The 17,745-nt window shown below is 63.0% G+C and carries 19 protein-coding genes; 4 read left to right on the forward strand and 15 right to left on the reverse strand.

Annotated elements, in window-relative coordinates:
• Nucleotides 1-17: 17 nt before the first annotated feature.
• Nucleotides 18-386 (reverse strand): ATP-dependent Clp protease adapter ClpS, encoded by a 369-nt coding sequence (gene clpS, locus ACW9H9_RS01065; protein WP_457341152.1) that lies wholly within the window; start codon nucleotides 384-386, stop codon nucleotides 18-20.
• A gap of 224 nt (nucleotides 387-610) precedes the next feature.
• Between clpS and cspD the strand changes: the two genes are divergently transcribed.
• Entirely contained in the window at nucleotides 611-871 is a 261-nt protein-coding gene (gene cspD, locus ACW9H9_RS01070; protein ID WP_457341153.1) for a cold shock domain-containing protein CspD, read from the forward strand.
• An 80-nt stretch (nucleotides 872-951) separates the two neighbouring features.
• Here cspD and icd read toward each other — a convergent pair whose 3' ends face one another.
• A complete protein-coding gene (gene icd, locus ACW9H9_RS01075) occupies nucleotides 952-2,208 on the reverse strand; it encodes an NADP-dependent isocitrate dehydrogenase (protein ID WP_457341154.1) in 1,257 nt (418 codons plus the stop codon).
• Nucleotides 2,209-2,700: 492 nt separating this feature from the next.
• Between icd and ACW9H9_RS01080 the strand changes: the two genes are divergently transcribed.
• Complete coding sequence (locus tag ACW9H9_RS01080) at nucleotides 2,701-4,926, forward strand: NADP-dependent isocitrate dehydrogenase (RefSeq protein WP_457341155.1); 2,226 nt, start codon at nucleotides 2,701-2,703, stop codon at nucleotides 4,924-4,926.
• A 60-nt stretch (nucleotides 4,927-4,986) separates the two neighbouring features.
• Here the strand turns inward: ACW9H9_RS01080 and ACW9H9_RS01085 are convergent, their stop codons facing one another.
• Genes ACW9H9_RS01085 through ACW9H9_RS01095 form a run of 3 tightly spaced genes read right to left on the reverse strand, consistent with a single transcriptional unit; the run spans nucleotide 4,987 to nucleotide 7,020 of the window.
• Nucleotides 4,987-5,136: a hypothetical protein gene (locus ACW9H9_RS01085; protein WP_457341156.1), complete on the reverse strand. Its 150-nt coding sequence runs from the start codon at nucleotides 5,134-5,136 to the stop codon at nucleotides 4,987-4,989.
• Nucleotide 5,137: 1 nt separating this feature from the next.
• Nucleotides 5,138-6,202, reverse strand: coding sequence for an MFS transporter (locus ACW9H9_RS01090; protein ID WP_457341157.1), 1,065 nt, complete (start codon nucleotides 6,200-6,202; stop codon nucleotides 5,138-5,140).
• A 41-nt stretch (nucleotides 6,203-6,243) separates the two neighbouring features.
• Nucleotides 6,244-7,020 carry an SDR family NAD(P)-dependent oxidoreductase gene (locus tag ACW9H9_RS01095; RefSeq protein ID WP_457341158.1) on the reverse strand — a complete coding sequence of 259 codons (777 nt, stop codon included), beginning with the start codon at nucleotides 7,018-7,020 and terminating at the stop codon, nucleotides 6,244-6,246.
• Between the two features lie 139 nt (nucleotides 7,021-7,159).
• Here ACW9H9_RS01095 and ACW9H9_RS01100 point away from each other — a divergent pair, with 139 nt between their 5' ends.
• Nucleotides 7,160-8,065, forward strand: coding sequence for a LysR family transcriptional regulator (locus tag ACW9H9_RS01100; protein ID WP_457341159.1), 906 nt, complete (start codon nucleotides 7,160-7,162; stop codon nucleotides 8,063-8,065).
• A 45-nt stretch (nucleotides 8,066-8,110) separates the two neighbouring features.
• Here ACW9H9_RS01100 and ACW9H9_RS01105 read toward each other — a convergent pair whose 3' ends face one another.
• Nucleotides 8,111-8,977, reverse strand: coding sequence for an NAD(P)-dependent oxidoreductase (locus tag ACW9H9_RS01105; protein ID WP_457341160.1), 867 nt, complete (start codon nucleotides 8,975-8,977; stop codon nucleotides 8,111-8,113).
• Between the two features lie 29 nt (nucleotides 8,978-9,006).
• On the reverse strand, nucleotides 9,007-9,696 hold the full coding sequence (locus ACW9H9_RS01110) for a GntR family transcriptional regulator (RefSeq protein ID WP_457341161.1): 690 nt from the start codon (nucleotides 9,694-9,696) through the stop codon (nucleotides 9,007-9,009).
• A gap of 121 nt (nucleotides 9,697-9,817) precedes the next feature.
• On the opposite strand from ACW9H9_RS01110, the gene ACW9H9_RS01115 reads away from it, so the two are divergent.
• Nucleotides 9,818-10,264, forward strand: a complete 447-nt coding sequence (locus ACW9H9_RS01115) for an NUDIX hydrolase (RefSeq protein ID WP_457341162.1) — start codon at nucleotides 9,818-9,820, stop codon at nucleotides 10,262-10,264.
• Here the strand turns inward: ACW9H9_RS01115 and hpxZ are convergent.
• The 8 genes from hpxZ to ACW9H9_RS01155 are packed head-to-tail and all read right to left on the reverse strand — an operon-like array spanning nucleotide 10,261 to nucleotide 17,714.
• A complete protein-coding gene (gene hpxZ, locus ACW9H9_RS01120) occupies nucleotides 10,261-10,650 on the reverse strand; it encodes an oxalurate catabolism protein HpxZ (RefSeq protein ID WP_457341163.1) in 390 nt (129 codons plus the stop codon). The genes ACW9H9_RS01115 and hpxZ overlap by 4 nt on opposite strands.
• The gene (locus ACW9H9_RS01125; protein ID WP_457341164.1) at nucleotides 10,650-11,321 is read right to left on the reverse strand and encodes a cysteine hydrolase family protein; all 672 of its coding nucleotides are present in this window, start codon (nucleotides 11,319-11,321) and stop codon (nucleotides 10,650-10,652) included. The genes hpxZ and ACW9H9_RS01125 overlap by 1 nt, the downstream gene beginning before the upstream one ends.
• Entirely contained in the window at nucleotides 11,318-12,853 is a 1,536-nt protein-coding gene (locus ACW9H9_RS01130) for an ABC transporter ATP-binding protein (RefSeq protein ID WP_457341165.1), read from the reverse strand. The genes ACW9H9_RS01125 and ACW9H9_RS01130 overlap by 4 nt, the downstream gene beginning before the upstream one ends.
• 2 nt (nucleotides 12,854-12,855) lie before the next feature.
• Nucleotides 12,856-13,542 (reverse strand): biuret amidohydrolase, encoded by a 687-nt coding sequence (gene biuH / locus ACW9H9_RS01135; protein ID WP_457341166.1) that lies wholly within the window; start codon nucleotides 13,540-13,542, stop codon nucleotides 12,856-12,858.
• 4 nt (nucleotides 13,543-13,546) lie between these two features.
• Nucleotides 13,547-14,563 (reverse strand): formamidase, encoded by a 1,017-nt coding sequence (locus ACW9H9_RS01140; RefSeq protein WP_457341167.1) that lies wholly within the window; start codon nucleotides 14,561-14,563, stop codon nucleotides 13,547-13,549.
• Between the two features lie 27 nt (nucleotides 14,564-14,590).
• Entirely contained in the window at nucleotides 14,591-15,505 is a 915-nt protein-coding gene (locus tag ACW9H9_RS01145; protein ID WP_457341168.1) for an ABC transporter permease, read from the reverse strand.
• Nucleotides 15,498-16,595 carry an ABC transporter permease gene (locus ACW9H9_RS01150; RefSeq protein WP_457341169.1) on the reverse strand — a complete coding sequence of 366 codons (1,098 nt, stop codon included), beginning with the start codon at nucleotides 16,593-16,595 and terminating at the stop codon, nucleotides 15,498-15,500. Before ACW9H9_RS01150 ends, ACW9H9_RS01145 begins: the two co-directional genes overlap by 8 nt.
• 9 nt (nucleotides 16,596-16,604) lie before the next feature.
• Nucleotides 16,605-17,714, reverse strand: coding sequence for a BMP family ABC transporter substrate-binding protein (locus ACW9H9_RS01155; RefSeq protein ID WP_457341170.1), 1,110 nt, complete (start codon nucleotides 17,712-17,714; stop codon nucleotides 16,605-16,607).
• Between the last annotated feature and the right edge of the window lie 31 nt (nucleotides 17,715-17,745).

The raw sequence follows: 17,745 nt of genomic DNA on the forward strand, positions 1-17,745 counted from the left end.
TACCCAAGTGGTCGGCGTTAACCGTCCTTCTCGATTTCACAGAGTAGCGGATGCTGGCTTTCCCTGGCGTACTGGTTAACCTGCATGGCCTTTGTCTCGGCGATGTCGCGGGTAAACACTCCACATACTGCCCGTCCTTCTGTGTGAACGGCCAGCATTACCTTGGTCGCCAACTCGCGGTTCAGGTTAAAAAACACCTCGAGCACTTCGACGACGAAATCCATCGGTGTGTAGTCATCGTTGAACAAAACCACCTTGTACATCGGCGGCGCCTGTAAAGCGGGCTTGGCCTCCTGAACAGCAATACCTGCAGAACCGTCGTCGTCATGATGGTGATCCGGGCGATCCTGATTGAATGTTAGTCGAATCTGGCTGGTTGCATGCATGAAAGAAAGGTTCGTCAGTGGTTCAAATACAGTGGTGGGGGCGACCTGTCAGAATTTCAACTCCGACCGACTGGTCGCCTTGACTATCGGCAAATCGGTGTTACAACCAATAGAACCCACAGTGGGTAAAAAAGGTCCGCGCAGTCAACCTTAATTTATTCGGGTTAGGACGGATAAACTGGATGATACTCCAGTGATGGAGTCTGGTGCAGAGGGACAAGGACATGGCTAGCGGTAAGGTCAAGTGGTTCAACAATGCCAAGGGTTACGGTTTCGTTGTCGAAGATGGCAAGACCGAAGACCTGTTTGCGCATTACTCGGCTATCAATATGGATGGCTACAAGACGCTGAAGGCGGGCCAGGCAGTGTCCTTTGAGATCATTCAAGGCCCCAAAGGCTTGCACGCCGTGAACATTGGCGCGCCAGTCAGCAACGATAAAGCTGGCGGGGGTGTCGCTCTAGAACCAAAAGAGCAACTGGCGTAGTTCGCCAACGGGCAACCCCCCGCCAATAAAAAACCGGTTGTCCCGCGTTACCGGGGCAGCCGGTTTTTTTGTTGCCGCCACTACATGTGTTTGATCAGCGCGTCGCCGAAGCCTGAAGACGACACCAGCGTCGCACCCTCCATCAGGCGCTCGAAGTCGTAGGTCACGGTCTTGGCCGAAATCGCACCATTGGTGCCTTTGATTATCAAATCCGCCGCCTCGGTCCAGCCCAAGTGACGCAGCATCATTTCCGCCGACAAAATCAACGACCCCGGGTTGACCTGATCCTTGCCCGCATACTTGGGCGCAGTGCCATGGGTCGCCTCAAACATGGCCACGGTATCGGACAGGTTGGCGCCCGGTGCAATCCCAATGCCCCCCACTTCCGCCGCCAGCGCGTCGGACAGGTAGTCACCGTTCAGGTTAAGCGTGGCTATCACGTCGTACTCTGCCGGACGCAGCAGGATCTGCTGGAGCATGGCGTCGGCAATGGCGTCCTTGACCACCACGTTCTTGCCGGTTTTGGGGTGTTTGAACTGCATCCACGGCCCGCCGTCGAGCAGAGTTGCGCCAAACTCCTCGGCCGCCACCTCGTAGGCCCATTCCTTGAAGGCCCCTTCGGTGAACTTCATGATGTTGCCTTTGTGCACGATGGTCAGCGAACTGCGGTTGTTATCCACCACATATTGCAGGGCCTTGCGCGCCAGGCGCCGGGTGCCTTCCTTCGACACCGGCTTGACGCCAATCCCGCAATCCTGGTCGAAGCGAATCTTGGTGACCCCCATTTCTTCCTTGAGAAACTTGATCACCTTGTTGGCTTCCGGCGAGCCGGCTTTCCACTCGATGCCCGCGTAAATGTCCTCGGAGTTCTCACGAAAGATCGTCATGTCCACATCGCCGGGCTTCTTGACCGGGCTGGGCACGCCTTCAAACCAGCGCACCGGGCGCAGGCACACATACAGGTCCAGTTGCTGGCGCAGCGCCACGTTCAGCGAGCGGATACCGCCGCCCACCGGCGTGGTCAACGGCCCCTTGATGGACACCACGTAATCCTTGACCGCATCGAGGGTTTCCTGCGGCAGCCAGGTGTCCTGATCGTAGACTTGAGTGGCCTTTTCGCCGGCATACACCTCCATCCAGGAGATCTTGCGCTTGCCGCCGTAGGCCTTGTTAACCGCGGCATCAACCACTTTGATCATCACCGGGCTGATGTCGACGCCAATACCGTCGCCTTCAATGAAGGGAATGATCGGATGGTCAGGAACGTTGAGAGAATGGTCTGGATTGACGGTGATCTTTTCGCCAACTGCCGGAACCTGAATCTTCTGGTATCCCATGCTGAACTCCATCTATGGATTAAACATCTGGCTGCGTCCGAGCCTAGTCCAGATCCATGAGGACTGAAACCTCACACCCACGAATCCGCCTCGAAACAGCACTATTTTCGGCCTACAAGCCAAAAACCAGAGGGAAAAACGCCAATCTCCAGCACACCCGCAGGCGCTGCCGGGGATACTTGCCCTGCGACCTTTAGACCAATGGACGACACACCTTTTGTATGAAGGCTCGGCGTAAGCATAGCGACCTATGTATAATGCCGCCGCTGACCAAAGAGTCACTACGGCCGACCGCTCTGAACAGACGCTTTGCGCCCTAAAAGCCGGACCACTACAGTGGCCCACCCGCTTGACGCTCGACTGATGCAACCCAACATCACCGCGAAGAAACCTCGACATTTCGCTCATGGATGACTTTGAACGAACGCGCTCCACCCGGCGCATCTCGAGTTTCTGCGCACGCTTTCAGCAAAGAAGAGAGTTAATCCGAATATGCCCACCCGCTCGAAGATCATCTACACCTTCACCGACGAAGCCCCAGCCCTCGCCACCTATTCACTGCTGCCTATCGTAGAGGCCTTCACCGCTTCAGCTGATATTGCCGTGGAAACCCGCGACATTTCCCTTGCCGGGCGCATCCTCTCAAGCTTCCCCGAGCAACTGGGCGCCAAAGCCGTACCGGACCACCTCGCCGAGCTGGGCGCACTGGCCGTTACGCCTGAAGCCAACATCATCAAGCTGCCGAACATCAGCGCCTCCCAGCCACAGCTGCTGGCCGCGATCAAGGAGCTACAAGCCCTGGGCTACGCCCTGCCGGACTACCCGGAAACCGTAACCAGCGACGCGGAAAAAGAAACCCGCGCACGTTACGACAAGGTCAAGGGCAGCGCCGTGAACCCGGTTCTGCGCGAAGGCAACTCCGACCGTCGCGCGCCGCTGTCGGTCAAGAACTACGCGCGCAAGCACCCGCACAAAATGGGCGCCTGGGCCAAGGACTCCAAGTCCCACGTCGCCCACATGGCCGCTGGCGACTTCTACGGCAGCGAAAAAGCCGTACAGATCGAAGCCGCTGACACCGTCAAAATCGAGCTGATCGCTCAAGACGGCACCGCGTCGGTCCTCAAAGAAAAAACCAAGGTGCAGGCTGGCGAGATCATCGACAGCTCCACCCTGAGCAAAAAGGCCCTGCGCGCGTTCATCGCCGCCCAGATCGAAGACGCCAAGCAACACGGCGTACTGCTGTCGGTTCACCTGAAAGCCACCATGATGAAGGTGTCCGACCCGATCATCTTTGGCCAGATCGTTGCCGAGTTCTATAAAGACGCCCTGGCCAAGCACGCCGACGTGCTGACCCAGATCGGCTTCAACCTGAACAACGGCATCGGCGACCTGTACGCTCGCATCAAGGCCCTGCCGGCCGACCAGCAAGCGCAGATCGAAGCCGACATCCAGGCGGTCTACGCCGTGCGCCCGTCCCTGGCGATGGTCAACTCCGACAAAGGCATCACCAACCTGCACGTGCCGAGCGACGTCATCGTCGACGCCTCGATGCCCGCCATGATCCGTGACTCCGGCAAAATGTGGGGCACCGACGGCCAGTTGCACGACACCAAGGCTGTGATCCCGGATCGCTGCTACGCCACCATCTACCAGGCCGTGATCGAAGACTGCAAAGTCAACGGCGCCTTCGACCCGACCACCATGGGCAGCGTGCCAAACGTGGGCCTGATGGCGCAGAAAGCCGAAGAATACGGCTCCCACGACAAGACCTTCCAGATCAAGGCTGACGGCGTGGTTCGCGTGTCCGACAGCAGCGGTCGCGTGCTGATGGAACAGGCGGTTGAAGCCGGCGACATCTTCCGCATGTGCCAGACCAAAGACGCCCCGATCCAGGACTGGGTCAAACTGGCCGTCAACCGCTCCCGCGCCAGCAACACCCCGGCCGTATTCTGGCTGGACCCGCTGCGTGCACACGACGGCGTCGTGGTCGAGAAAGTCCAGACTTACCTCAAGGACCACAACACCGAAGGCCTGGACATCCGCATCATGTCGCCGGTCGACGCGATGAAGTTCACCCTGGAGCGTACTCGCCAGGGCCTGGACACCATCTCCGTCACCGGTAACGTACTGCGCGACTACCTGACCGACCTGTTCCCGATCATGGAACTGGGCACCAGCGCCAAGATGCTGTCGATTGTGCCACTGATGAACGGTGGCGGCCTGTTCGAAACCGGCGCTGGCGGTTCGGCGCCCAAGCACGTGCAACAGCTGGTGGAAGAGAACTTCCTGCGCTGGGATTCCCTGGGCGAGTTCCTGGCCCTGGCCGCTTCGCTGGAGCACTTGGGTGTGAACTACAACAACCCCAAGGCACTGGTTCTGTCCAAGACCCTGGACCAGGCCACCGGCCTGTTCCTGGACAACAACAAGTCGCCATCGCGCAAAGTCGGCAACATCGACAACCGCGGCAGCCACTTCTACCTGGCGCTGTACTGGGCCCAGGCCCTGGCCGCCCAGACCGAAGACACTGCCCTGCAAGCGCGTTTTGGCGAACTGGCCAAGACCTTGACCGCGAACGAAGCAACCATCGTGGCCGAGCTCAACGCCGTACAAGGCAAGCCAGTGGAAATCGGCGGCTACTACTCGCCGAACCCAGAGCTGACCAGCAAGGCCATGCGCCCAAGCAACACCCTCAACGCCGCGATCGCTGCGCTGAAGTAAGGTTGTAAGGATGCAAAAGAGCCCCGGCCTTGTGCCGGGGCTTTTGTTTGTGTCACACGCTCAAGCCTTGCGAACCAGGGCGACCACCACTGCCAACCCCGCCAGCACACACACCGCCGCCACCTGTGGAATCAACGCGGCCCCGCCCCGGTTGATGATCAACCCGCCTATCAACGCTCCCAGGCCAATGGCCGCGTTAAACACCGCCACATTAAGGGACGTAGCGGCATCCGCCCCGCCCTCGATCGCCGCAGCCCCCTTGAATACCGACGTCTGCAACAGCACCGGAATCGCACCATAGGCTGCGCCCCAGATCGCCAGCGTTGCCCACAGGGCGCTGTAACTCGTCACCGCCAGGCTCATCAGCAACAGGCCGGTGGCCATCAACGCCGTCACCACGACCAGGCAGGCCGAGCGATTGACCGGCAAACGGCCCGACCGCAAAGTTGGCGACCACCCCGGCCCCGCCGTACACCAGCAGCATCACGCTGATGTGCGCACTGTTCATCTGCGCCACCTGCTCAAGGTACGGGGTGATGTAGGTGTACGCCATAAAGTTGCCTGTCGCGATCAGCGCCGTCGCCGCGAATACCGCCAGCAACGGCCCGTTTTTAAGCACCCGGGCCATCGCGCCACGGATCGACGCGCTGCCAATACGCACCACCGGCACCGACCAGGCCACCGCCATGAACAGCAGCAGACTGAGCATCGTCAACGCGGCAAAGACCGCGCGCCACCCCTGGTGCTCGCCCAGGATCGTCCCCGCAGGCACACCAAGCACCGTGGCCAATGACACGCCAGCAAACACAATCGAGGTGGCGCGCACCGCGTTTCTGGCATGCACCAGGTGCGCCGCCGTCACGACCGCCGTCGACCAGAACACACCGATCGCCGCCGCCACCAACACACGCCCCACCAGCACCACCGCGTAGCTGGGTGCCAGGTACGTAACCAGGTTGCCCGCGCAGCACACCGCCAGCAGGATCGCCATCAACGCCTTGCGGTTGATCGAACTCAGCAGGCCGGTCAACGGCGCGGCGGTCAGCGCCACCACCAAGGCAAAGCAGCTGACCAGGTAACCCGCCTGGCCCAAAGACACCTCAAGACCATCGGCCATGGCAGGCAACACGCCCACCGGCATCAGTTCGGTGCTGACAAACGAAAAACACCCCAGGCTCAGGGCCAGTACCGCCGCCACGCTGCGCCCCCGCGAGAGGGCCAGCCGGTGGCCTTTGCCGGTCGCAGCCGGTGCGTCATGTGTTGCTACAGAGTCCATGAATCTATCCAGATTAAAGTGAAAAAAAGACCGAACAGGCCTCAGTGCAACGGCATCGCAACGCCGGACAACTGCGCACATTGCGCCAAAAAACGCTCCTGAAGCGCGGTGTCGAGCGCCGCCTTGAGTGGCACAGCGGCACGCTGGTGGTAGAAGTAACCGCCGGTCACGTAGCTGTCGCGGGCAACACCGGCGGCCAGCCAGGCCTGGGTGCGCGGGGCCAGTTCCAGGTCATCGATCGCACCCGGCCCGCCCAGCTTGGTCGCGACCCAGCCGGGCTCCAGCGAGTTGGACAGCACGTCCGGCCAGCGCCGGGCCACTGCAAAAGCCAGCAGGATGTTGTGCAGTTTCGAGTCGGAATAGGCCCGCGCACCGTTCCAGGGGCGCTGCTCCCAGGCCAGGTCCTGCAAGGACACATCGGCGCAGTAATGCATGCGTGAGCTCACATACACCAACCGGCTCGGGCGCTTCACCAGCGCCGTCAGAATGTACGGCGCCAGCGCGTTGACCGCGAACACCCGGGGCAAGCCATCCACCGTGGCAACCCGCGTCTGCTCTTCAAACCCGACACCGGCGTTATGCACGATGGCATCGAACGCCCCCATCGCATTGATGCGCCCGGCCAACTCGCGGGTTTCTTCAATGCTGGACAAGTCGGCGTAAAGGGCGGCTTCAGCACCGGGTACTTGCGCCATCGCGTCAGCGGCGCGCCGTTGATTACGGGCATGCAGCACCACACTGTGACCTTCTTCCACCAGTTGCCGGGCGGCCATCTGCCCAAGCCCATCGGACGAGCCGGTAATAAGAATTCGCGCCATGTTGATATCTCCTGAACTGAGGGGTTGGCCCGACAAGCCGGTGAAAGCCCCGGAATGCTTGCGTTGGAGAAATTTTGCAGGCGCAGGCTTATGATTGCGATAGCATGAAATGCATAACCTTTATGCGCCGGAGTCAAGAATGCCAACGTTCAGTTCACAGCTGCTGGAAGGCGTGGATGTCATGGCCGCGATTGTCGACACCCGCAGCTTCGGCGGCGCCGCCGAGGTACTGGACATGTCGCAATCGGGCATCAGCCGAGCGGTCGCGCGCCTGGAGGCGCGGCTGGGCATCCGGGTCTTCGAGCGCACCACGCGCTCGGTAAGGCTGACCGAAGAAGGCCGCCACTTTTACGAACAGGTCATGCCCCTGATCGCCGCGCTGGCAGACGCCACCGGCAGCGCCGCAGGCGACGCGCAAAAAATCAGCGGGCGCTTGCGCGTCAACGTCGACCCACTGTTCGCCCAACACATCCTCGCGCCGCGCCTTGGCCTGTTCATGGACACCCACCCAGACCTTGAGGTGGAACTGCGTTGCCTCGATGAACTCGGCGATCTGGTGGCCGACGGCTTCGACCTGGCCCTGCGGTTCGGCCACCCACACCCTTCATCGCTGGTGGCGCGCAAACTGTTCGATACTCGTGTGCTTACCGTGGCCTCGCCGGCGTACCTGGCGCGCTTCGGCCACCCCGTCCACCCCCGGGACCTAGAAGATGGGCACCATCGCTGCATCATGTTTCGCGAACCCATTACGGGCAGGCCTTTTGCGTGGGAGTTTCATCGCGGCCGCAAAAAACAGGTGGTCAAGCCCAAGGGCGCGCTCACGCTGAACGAGACCGGCACGTTGTTCAGCGCTTGCCTTGCAGGATTGGGTATCGGGCAACTGTTCGAGATGGGAGCCGAGCAATACATCGCAGCCAACGCATTGGTGCCGGTGTTTCCCGAGTGGTCGGACCTGCGGTTTCCGCTGTATGCGTACTACCCGTCACGTCATCATGTGCCGGCGAAAACCCGTGCGTTGCTGGAGTTTGTCGGCAAGCTGGTGTGAAGCCTTCCCTGAAAAGGCCCGGTGAAGGCACCGGGCCAGGCAGGCTCACTGCGGGGTGAACAACTTGACCACACCGGTCATGTTGAGGTCGCCCAGCCCCTGCTCGACGGCCGCGCTGAACACCTTGCGCGACGCTTCGATCGTGGGCGCCGACGCAGCGCCGCCTGCCGCATTCACCACATAACCAAAATCCTTTTCAATCAGTGCCACTGGAAACTGCGGGGCAAAGTTGCCGGCCGCCATGGACGCGACGCTGCGCTGGGCCGCGACGCTGGAAACGGACGTCGCCGCCACCGCATCAAAGGCCTTGGCCAAGTCCACACCCTGATTACCCAGCATGCCGAACAGCTCGGCCAAGGCCGTGACCTGGACGCCCAGCAGCGCATTGGTGGCCAGTTTGACCAGCGTCCCGGCGCCAAGCGGCCCCACGTGATGCAGCGCAGAGCCCATCGCCATCAGCGCTTGGCGGGCCTGCTCGACTGCCGAGCCTTCGCCGCCCACCAGAAACACCAGTTGCGCCGCTTCGGCCTGCGGGCGCGAGCCGGACACCGGCGCGTCGATCAGTTGCAAGCCCAAGCCCTGCAGCGCCTGGCTCAAGGCCACAATCCACGCGTGGGAAACCGTCGACGACTCGATAGCGATGCTTGCTGGCGTCATGCCAGCGGCCGCGCCATGCTCGGGGTTCAGCCATACATCACGGGACGCTGCGTCGTCGCGCACCATGCTCAAGACCATCGACGCCCCGCTGGCCGCCTCTTTTGGCGTGGCCGCGTGCCGTGCGCCCGCGGCCACCAGCTCAGCCACCGCGCCTGCGCTGCGGTTCCACACCGTCACCGCATGCCCCGCCCGCAACAGGTTCAACGCCATGCGCGAGCCCATTGCCCCAAGCCCCAATACTGCGATAGTTGCCATTGCTCACACTCCGATACGCTGATTAATCGTCACACTGAATCATCACAGCCCTGCGCCTTGAGCCCCGCCATCAGGGCCGCCGACGTTTCGCGAATATGCGCCGTCAGAAGCCCGGTGGCCCGGGCCACGTCTTTGTCCAAGGCCGCGTCCAGCAGGGCCTTGTGCTCGCCGCAAAGGTCCCGGTGCGCGGCGGTGAACGCCACCGACATCGCGCGGTAGCGGCTGTTCTGTTCAAACAGCATCGTGCGCATGCGCGACAGCCAGGCATTCGGGCAGGCGCCCACCAGGGCTTCATGAAACGCCCCATGGGCCGCGTTCCAGGCGTCGGCCTCGTAGTGGTCAGCGCTTTCCGGCCCCGGCACCCGCGACAGGCGGTGATAAGCCGCCACCAACGCAGATTCCCAGGCGATATCGGCATTTTCCAGGGAGTGGCGCAGGCAACTGGCATCGATCTCGACACGTGCCTGCGTCAGGTCCGCAAGGTCCGCCAACGAGATAGGCGCAATACGAAAGCCCTTTTGCGGCTCAGCCACCACCAACCCTTCGGCGGTCAAGCGCGACAGCGCTTCGCGCACTGCGCCGCCGCTGGCCTGATAGCGCTCGGCGAGTGCCTTGAGATTCACCCGGCTTGCGGGGCGCAACACACACGACAGCACCTCGGCGCGCAGGCGCTCGTAGGTCGCTTGAGTCAGGCTTTTGGCGGAGTTTTGCGCGGTCATGCCAGCTTACCTTGATAATATTTTTTATTACAAAAAATATATTTTTAAGCAAGGGCCGCCTTTTTGCAAGCGTCACAACCTCCCCCGTATGATGTCGAGCGCCTCACTCACCGAGACTTTTATGACCTGGCAACCTCACATCACCGTCGCAACCATCGTCGAAGACAACGGCCGTTTCCTGATGGTCGAAGAACTCAAAGGCGGTCGCGCCGTGCTCAACCAGCCCGCCGGGCACCTGGACCCCAACGAAACCCTGACCCAAGCCTGCGTGCGCGAAACCCTGGAAGAAACCGGCTGGGACGTCGAAGCCACCGGCATTGTGGGGATCTACCTGTACACCGCCCCCAGCAATGGCGTGACCTATCAGCGGGTGTGCTTTATCGCCAAGGCGCTGAAACACCACCCCGACTACACACTGGACGAAGGCATCGTGCGCGCCCGCTGGCTGACGCGCGACGAATTGATGGACCTGCGCGAGCACTGGCGCAGCGAGTTGATCATCCGCTGCATCGACGACTACCTGGACGGCAAAAACCACAGCCTTGAGTTGATCCGCCCTTCGCTTTAAGGCGCCAACGAGCTCAGGTCTATGCTGACGTGGGCCGCCACGACTTTCCAGCCGCCCTCAAGTCGCGCCCAGGTTTGCATCTGCCGTCCCAGGCGCGAGCTGACACCGTCGCGAAACTCGGTGCTGACCGTAGCGAAGTCTTCGCCAAAGGTGCTGATCACCGTGCGCTCCAACTGTCGGCCCGGGCCCACCGGCTGGCAGTGACGCCGGTAACGGGCAATCGCTGCGGCGCCGTGCAGGTTTTCCGCGACCCCGTAACGCACGGTGTGCGGCGAGTCCCAAAAGTAGGCGTCCAGCGTGGCCAGCTCGTCGGCCACCAGCGCCCGCTCGTAATCGAGGAACGCTGCGCTGACTTGCGCCACGATGTGCGGCAAGTTGATGTCCATCAGTGACCTCCGTGAAACGCCTGTTCCAGTGCCGCCAGTGTGGCGACACGCCCCACAATCCCACCCTGCGCCGTGATCATGGCCAGCGTGGCCTGCTTGAATGCCGGGAAGTAACTGTCGGTGGCGTCTTCGATCAGCAGGCAGCGAAAGCCACGATCGTTGGCCTCGCGCAGGCTGGTCTGCACGCACACCTCTGTCGTCACCCCGGCAAAAATCAGATGCGTGATGCCCTGCGCGGCCAGCCGCTCATGCAGCCCGGTGGCGTAGAACATGCCCTTGCCCGGCTTGTCGATCACCCACTCCCCGGCCACCGGGGCGAGCGAGCCGATGATCTGGTTACCGGGCTCATCGCGCACCAGAATCCTGCCCATGGGCCCCGCATCGCCGATGCGCAGGCCCGGCACACCGTGCTCACGCTTGGCGGGCGGGCAGTCGGCAAGGTCCGCGGCATGGGACTCCCGGGTATGAATGACGCACACCCCCTGCGCGCGGGCCAGTGCCAATAACCGCTGCACCGTAGGCACGATCGCTTGCAAAAGCGTCACGTCGTTTCCCAGCGCCGCGCCAAAACCACCCGGCTCCAGAAAGTCGCGCTGCATGTCAATGATCACCAGCGCCGTATGGCCGGGCTCAAAGCTGAAGGGGCTTGGCTGGCTGTGAACGGCGATCATGCGGGCACCTGCAAGGCCGTGTCGGCACCGGCCATGCAGCGCCCCAGTGCTGCGCGATCGGCCTCGCCCACCAAGGTTTCGTGGACCAGGTGCCCGTCATGAATCACCACGATACGGTCCGCCAGGTCCAGTAACTCGTCCAGGTCCTCGCTGAGCAACAGCACCGCCGCCCCGGCGTTACGCGCATCCAGCAGGCGCTGGTGAATCAGCGCGACCGACGCGAAGTCCAGGCCGAACACCGGGTTGGAAACGATCAATACCGAGACATCGGCCGGCAACTCACGCGCCAGCACCGCACGCTGCACGTTACCGCCGGACAAGGTGCCGATGGGCCGCTGCGGATCCGCCGGGGTGACCTTGAATTGCTCGATCAACCGGCGCGCCTGCTCACCGATGGCCCGTGGGTTGATCCACCCACCCGCACGGCACAACGGCGGCTGGTCAAAATTACGCAAGGCCAGGTTTTGCGCCACGCTCATGCTGGCAATACAGGCATTGCGCAGCGGCTCCTCGGGCAGGCTGTGCACCCGCAGCCGCTGCATTTGCTCGCGCCGCGCCGTGTAGGGCTGGCCGTCGATCTGCACCGTGCCTGCGCTGGCAACCCGCTGCCCCAACAGCGCCTCGGTCAATTCCCGCTGGCCGTTGCCCGAGATCCCGGCAATGCCGACGATCTCCCCCGGCCTCACGGCCAACGACACCCCGCGCACCGCCAGTGTGCCCTTGTCGCCGGGCACCTCCAGCGCCAGCACCTCGAGGCGCGGGGGCTGCTGCGTCACCGGCGGGCGTTCGGTCAGCACCGCCCGGGGCGGCGAGTGGCCCATCATCCAGGTGGCTAGGGCCTGGGGCGAGGTGTCTGCCACCGCGCTGCTACCCACCCAGCGGCCTTTGCGCAACACCGTGACGTGGTCGGCGTAGGTGCTCACTTCACGAAATTTATGGGTGATCATCAGCACCGTCAGCTCGCCACGGTGCGCCATGTCGCGCATCAGGCCCAACACCTCGTCTGCCTCCTGCGGGGTCAGCACCGACGTCGGCTCGTCCAGAATCACCAGGCGGCACTCCAGGTACAGTTGCTTGAGAATTTCCAGCTTCTGTTTTTCCCCGGCCGCCAAGCTGCTCACCGGCCGCTCGATGTCCAGCCGGAACGGCATGCGCGCCATAAACGCACGCAGCTGTTCATATTCCGCTTTCCAGTCGACCCGCCACGGCAGGCTGCCCCGGGCCAGCACCAGGTTTTCCGCCACGCTCAAGCCCGGCGCCACGGTGAAGTGCTGATACACCATGCCCACGCCCAACTCGCGCGCATCCCTCGGGCTTCGGATGGCGCGCTCACGGTCACCGATCAGGATGCTGCCCGATTGCAGCGGGCCGTAGCCGATGATGCCCTTCACCAAGGTGCTCTTGCCCGCGCCGTTTTCGCCCAGCAAGGCGTGCACCGTACCGGCGCGCACTTTGAACGACACGTCGTCCAGGGCGCGAAACGCGCCAAAGGTCTTGGTTGCCCCGATCGTCTCCAGGCTCAGCGCACGCATGTTCAGCCCCCCAGCACGTCGATCAGCGCCGAGGAATGCGCCACCGCGCCAAACACGCCGCCCTGCATCTTCACCATGCTCAGCGCGGCGGCATGATTGGCCGGGTCGGTGGCGCCGCAACAGTCTTCCACCAGCAGGCATTCAAACCCGCGGTCATTGGCTTCGCGCAGGGTCGTGTGCACGCACACGTCGGTGGTAATGCCGGTGAGGATCAGGTTATCGATACCTCGGGTACGCAGGATCAACTCCAGGTCGGTCGCGCAGAACGAGCCTTTGCCGGGTTTGTCGATGATGATTTCACCGGGCTGGGGGGCCAGCGCCTCGATGATTTCCCAGCCGGGCTCGCCACGCACCAGGATGCGCCCGCAAGGCCCGGGGTCACCGATACCAGCGCCGATGCGCTGTGAACGCCAGCGCTTGTTGGGCGGTAGGTCGCTCAGGTCGGGGCGATGGCCCTCGCGGGTGTGGATGATGGTGAAGCCCTGTTGGCGCATGACCGCCAGCAATGCCTGGATGGGCTGGATCGGCGCCTGGGTCAGCGAGAGGTCATAGCCCATACTGTCGACATAGCCCCCGACGCCGCAAAAATCGGTCTGCATGTCGATGACGATCAGCGCGGTGTTGTGCGGGTGCAACTGCCCGTTCCACGGCCATCGGTAGGGGTCGCCAGCTACATAGCGTTCGCTCATGGGGTTAGTCCTTCCAGGTGGTGGGCACGGGCGCGTATGGGCGCGAAGGGGTGGCAAAGCCGCAGGCGGCGCCGTCGGTGTGCAGCACCTCGGTTTCCCACGGCAAGCGGTACTGGCCGGCGGCCAGGTCGTGCATGTAGGTGTAGGGGCAGTCTTGCGCGCCGCCCTTGACCGCCACGTAACCGCGATGGCCGAACTGGTAGATGTTGTTCTCCACGCCCCAGTGCAAACGGGCCTCGCGCACCAGGTCGGGGCGCAACTCACAACTGACGATTTCATCGGCGCGCCCGCCGCCCTGGGTCATGATGGTGCCGTCGAAATCAACGAACATCGCCTCGCCCATGGAGTCGAAGGTGCCGTCGGAGCCGCACATGCACACGCTGGCGGTCTGCATCAGGTTGGTGAAGGCGTTTACCTGGTTGGTGATCGACCACGAATGGCGGATGGGCGCGGTGTACCCGGCGGTACGCAGCAGGATGTCGGCGCCTTTGTACGCACATTCCCGGGCCATCTCCGGAAACTGGCCGTCGTGGCAGATGATCAACGCCAATGTGCTGCCGCGCGGGCCTTTGCACACGGGAATGCCCAGGTCGCCCGGCTCCCAGGGCTCCACCGGCACCCAAGGGTGCAGCTTGCGGTAGTAGAGGCGGATCTGGCCCTCGTCATCGACGATCAAACCGCTGTTGAACGGGTTGCCATGCGGGTTGGCTTCCATGATCGAGAAGCACCCCCAGATGGCGTGCACACGGCAGGCCTCGCGCAATGCCGCGACTTCCGGGCCGTCCAGGTGGCACATGATCTCGGGCGCGGTGCTCATGGAGAGCCCGTGCAGGGCGTACTCGGGAAACACAATCAGGTCCATGCCGGGGTTACTGCGCCGCGCCTTGGCCACCATGCCCACGACTTTTTGCGTTTGCGCCCACAACGCTTCGCGGGTGTGCGGGTCGGGCAGCGCCAACTGCGCCAGACCGATCACCACACCGTTGGGCGACTTGTTCAAACCACCAAGACCACTGGCCATGCCTTATCTCCTCCAACGTTTGAGTCGTTAACGGGTCAAGCTCAATTCACCCGGCGCACCGTTCAGGGTGCGGCCACGCCGACACGTCGCAATCATCACCAGCAGCGTCAAGCCATAGGGCGCCGCCGCGAACAGGTAATAACCGCTGCTGATGCCCACCGCTTGCAGCGCCGGGCCAATCGCCCCCGCAGCACCGAACAGCAAGGAGGCCCACAGGCAGGCCAATGGCCGCCAGCGGGCAAAGATCACCAGCGCCACTGCCATCAAGCCCTGGCCACTGGACAAGCCTTCATTCCAACTGCCGGGGTAATACAGCGACAGATACGCCCCGCCGATACCGGCAAGGGCGCCGCCGATCACGGTGGCCACAATGCGCACGTAGACCGGCCGATAACCCAGTGCCTGCGCGGCCTCGGCGTGGTCGCCCACCAAGCGCACCTGCAGCCCCCAGCGTGTGCTGCGCAGGCCCCAATGCAGCGCGAATGCCAGGGCCACGCCCAGAAAGAACAGCACGTTGATATTCAGTGCCGAGCGCACGCGCTCCACGCTGCTCCAGCCGCCCAGTGCCAGCGAAGGCAGTAGGGGCGCCTGGGGCTGGATAAACGGCTTGCCCAGGAAAAACGCCAGCCCGGAACCCAGCAGGATCAGGGCGATGCCAAACGCGATGTCATTCACCCGGGGCAGCGAGCAGGCAATCCCGTGCAACAGGCCCAGCAACGCGCCCAGCCCGGCGGCGGCCATGACCCCGAGCCAGGCCGACCCACTGAGGCAGGCAACGGCATAACCGGCCATGGCCCCGGCCACCAGAATGCCTTCGAGCCCCAGGTTGATCCGGCCGCTTTTTTCGGTGAGGCACTCGCCCAGGCTGACAAACAAAAACGGTGTGCCAACCCGAATGGAGCCCGCCAGCAGGGCCAGCAGAAACGTGGTGAGATCAGCCATGGTGCAGGCCTCCGGTACGAGCCGTGGCAAGCCGCAGGCGCCAGGCCGCGATGCGCCCGCCCAGCGCCTCCCACAGCAACAGATTGATGAACAACAGGCCTTCAAGGATCAAGGTGGTGGCGTCCGGCAAGCCCAGCCTGCGTTGCAGCAGACTGCCGCTGGCCTCCAGGCCGCCCAGCAACACCGCACACACGATGATCGCCAACGGGTGGTGACGCGCGGCGAACGCCACCAGAATCCCGCTGGTGCCATAGCCCGCAATCAAGGCGGCGTTGGCACTGCCCTGCACGGCCGCCACTTCAAACATCCCGGCCAGGCCCGCCGCCGCGCCGCCGAGCAGGCAACTGAGCAGCACCAGGCGGTCCACCGGCAGTCCCAGCATCTGCGCCGTGCGCAAATTGCCGCCGACCACGTACAGGGCAAACCCTTTGACGCTGTGGCGCACCAGCGCATACGCGAGCAGGCACGCCACCACACCGGCCACCAGCCCCCAATGCACCTCAACGTTCTCGCCAATGTTGCCTATCAGGTAGGCGTCGGCCAGCGGCACGGTCGACGGTTTGTTCAGGCTCGCCGGGTCACGCAACACGCCTTCCACCAGTTGGCGAAACACCGCCAGGGCGATGTACGAAAGCAACAGGCTGCTGATGGTTTCATTGACGCCCCGGTACTGACGCAACCCGCCGCTGAGCCCGATCCAGAGGCCGCCCACCAGCATCGCGCTGCCCGCCATCACACACAGCATCACGCCGGACGGCAGCGGCCCCAGCCATAACGGCACCACCGCTGCCGTCAAGCCGCCCAGTACCAGCGCGCCTTCGCCGCCGATGACAATCAACCCTGCACGCGCCGGCAAGGCCACGCACAATGCGGTGAGCATCAACGGCGCCGCGCGCTGCAAGGTGTTTTCCCAGGCAAACCAGGACCCAAAGGCGCCCTCGCCGACCCAACGCAGTGCCTGCCACGCGGACAGGCCTTGCACCGCCAGAAACAGCATGAACAGCAGGGCCGACGAAAACACCGCCAGCAGGCTCGGCAAGCCAGGCAACAGGGCACCTGCCGTGTGGCATGCACGCTTGAAAACGCTCATGGGCCTTCCTCAGATCTGACCGCGCACACCGTCAACCAGGTAATTCATGCTTTCGAGCGCAATGTCGGTTTGCGCATGGGAGACGCCGTCGGCAATCACCAACGCCCCGGTGTTGTCGTTGAGCGGCCCTTTGAAAATCACGAAGTTGCCCGCCAGCATCTGCGCCTTGACCGCATCAGCCTGCTGCTTGGCCGCCTCGCTGACCGCCGGGCCATAGGCCGAGGTCTTGACGAAGCCGTCCTTGAGCCCGCCGCGCAGGAAATTGATCATGGGTGCGCCGCTCTGGGACGCCGCCACGTGCGCCTTGTAGGGCGTTTCCCAGTTCCACTCGGCGCCGGTGAGGTAGCCCTTGGGGGCCAGCGGCGCCTGGCTTGCGTGATAACCGCAGGTCATGACCCCACGTTTTTCTGCGGTTTCGACGATCACTTTGGGGCCGTCCACATGGCAGGTCAGCACGTCACTGCCCTGGTCGATCAGGCTGTTGGCGGCTTCCGCCTCCTTGACCGGCAACGACCAGTCGCCGGTAAAAATCACCGTGGTCACAATGCTCGGGTCAACCGAACGGGCGCCCAAGGCAAAGGCATTCAGGTTGCGCAACACCTGAGGCACGGGTTTGGCGGCAATAAAGCCCAGCTTTTTCGATCGGCTCATGTGGCCCGCCACCACGCCGTTGAGGTATTGCGCCTCGTCGATGTAGCCAAAAAAGCTGCCGGCGTTGATCGGGTCGTGGTCTTTGCGCCACAGGCCGCCGCAGTGGGCGAAGTGCACATCGGGGTATTTTTTCGCGACCTTGACCACATGCGGGTCGAAATAGCCAAACGAGGTCGGGAAGATCAGCGTGGCGCCGTCCTGACGAATCATGGCTTCCATGGTTTTCTGTACGGCCACGGTTTCGGGCACGTTTTCTTCTTCGATGACTTTGACATTGGGCAACGTCTTGATAATGGCCGCTGCCTGGGCATGTGCCTGGTTGTAGCCGAAATCGTCACGGGCACCGACATAAATGAACCCCACCACCAAGGGGGCATCGGCCGAAAACGCGCGGTTGAACGGCAGCGCTGCCGCCAGGCCGATGACGCCAGCCAATTTGATAAAACTGCGACGGTCAAAATCAGACATCCGGATACCCCTGTTCAATGAATGGTGGGAG

Source organism: Pseudomonas sp. SDO5215_S409, from assembly GCF_054071325.1.

Bases quoted from the DNA above. Each gene is read 5' to 3' on its own strand.
- ACW9H9_RS01105 (WP_457341160.1), bottom strand. From the start codon at position 8,977: ATGGCAACTATCGCAGTATTGGGGCTTGGGGCAATGGGCTCGCGCATG.
- ACW9H9_RS01095 (WP_457341158.1), bottom strand. From the start codon at position 7,020: ATGGCGCGAATTCTTATTACCGGCTCGTCCGATGGGCTTGGGCAGATG.
- ACW9H9_RS01150 (WP_457341169.1), bottom strand. From the start codon at position 16,595: ATGAGCGTTTTCAAGCGTGCATGCCACACGGCAGGTGCCCTGTTGCCT.
- ACW9H9_RS01155 (WP_457341170.1), bottom strand. From the start codon at position 17,714: ATGTCTGATTTTGACCGTCGCAGTTTTATCAAATTGGCTGGCGTCATC.
- ACW9H9_RS01110 (WP_457341161.1), bottom strand. From the start codon at position 9,696: ATGACCGCGCAAAACTCCGCCAAAAGCCTGACTCAAGCGACCTACGAG.
- ACW9H9_RS01080 (WP_457341155.1), top strand. From the start codon at position 2,701: ATGCCCACCCGCTCGAAGATCATCTACACCTTCACCGACGAAGCCCCA.
- cspD (WP_457341153.1), top strand. From the start codon at position 611: ATGGCTAGCGGTAAGGTCAAGTGGTTCAACAATGCCAAGGGTTACGGT.
- clpS (WP_457341152.1), bottom strand. From the start codon at position 386: ATGCATGCAACCAGCCAGATTCGACTAACATTCAATCAGGATCGCCCG.
- icd (WP_457341154.1), bottom strand. From the start codon at position 2,208: ATGGGATACCAGAAGATTCAGGTTCCGGCAGTTGGCGAAAAGATCACC.
- biuH (WP_457341166.1), bottom strand. From the start codon at position 13,542: ATGAGCGAACGCTATGTAGCTGGCGACCCCTACCGATGGCCGTGGAAC.
- ACW9H9_RS01115 (WP_457341162.1), top strand. From the start codon at position 9,818: ATGACCTGGCAACCTCACATCACCGTCGCAACCATCGTCGAAGACAAC.
- ACW9H9_RS01090 (WP_457341157.1), bottom strand. From the start codon at position 6,202: ATGGACTCTGTAGCAACACATGACGCACCGGCTGCGACCGGCAAAGGC.
- ACW9H9_RS01130 (WP_457341165.1), bottom strand. From the start codon at position 12,853: ATGCGTGCGCTGAGCCTGGAGACGATCGGGGCAACCAAGACCTTTGGC.
- ACW9H9_RS01140 (WP_457341167.1), bottom strand. From the start codon at position 14,563: ATGGCCAGTGGTCTTGGTGGTTTGAACAAGTCGCCCAACGGTGTGGTG.
- ACW9H9_RS01145 (WP_457341168.1), bottom strand. From the start codon at position 15,505: ATGGCTGATCTCACCACGTTTCTGCTGGCCCTGCTGGCGGGCTCCATT.
- ACW9H9_RS01100 (WP_457341159.1), top strand. From the start codon at position 7,160: ATGCCAACGTTCAGTTCACAGCTGCTGGAAGGCGTGGATGTCATGGCC.
- ACW9H9_RS01125 (WP_457341164.1), bottom strand. From the start codon at position 11,321: ATGATCGCCGTTCACAGCCAGCCAAGCCCCTTCAGCTTTGAGCCCGGC.
- hpxZ (WP_457341163.1), bottom strand. From the start codon at position 10,650: ATGGACATCAACTTGCCGCACATCGTGGCGCAAGTCAGCGCAGCGTTC.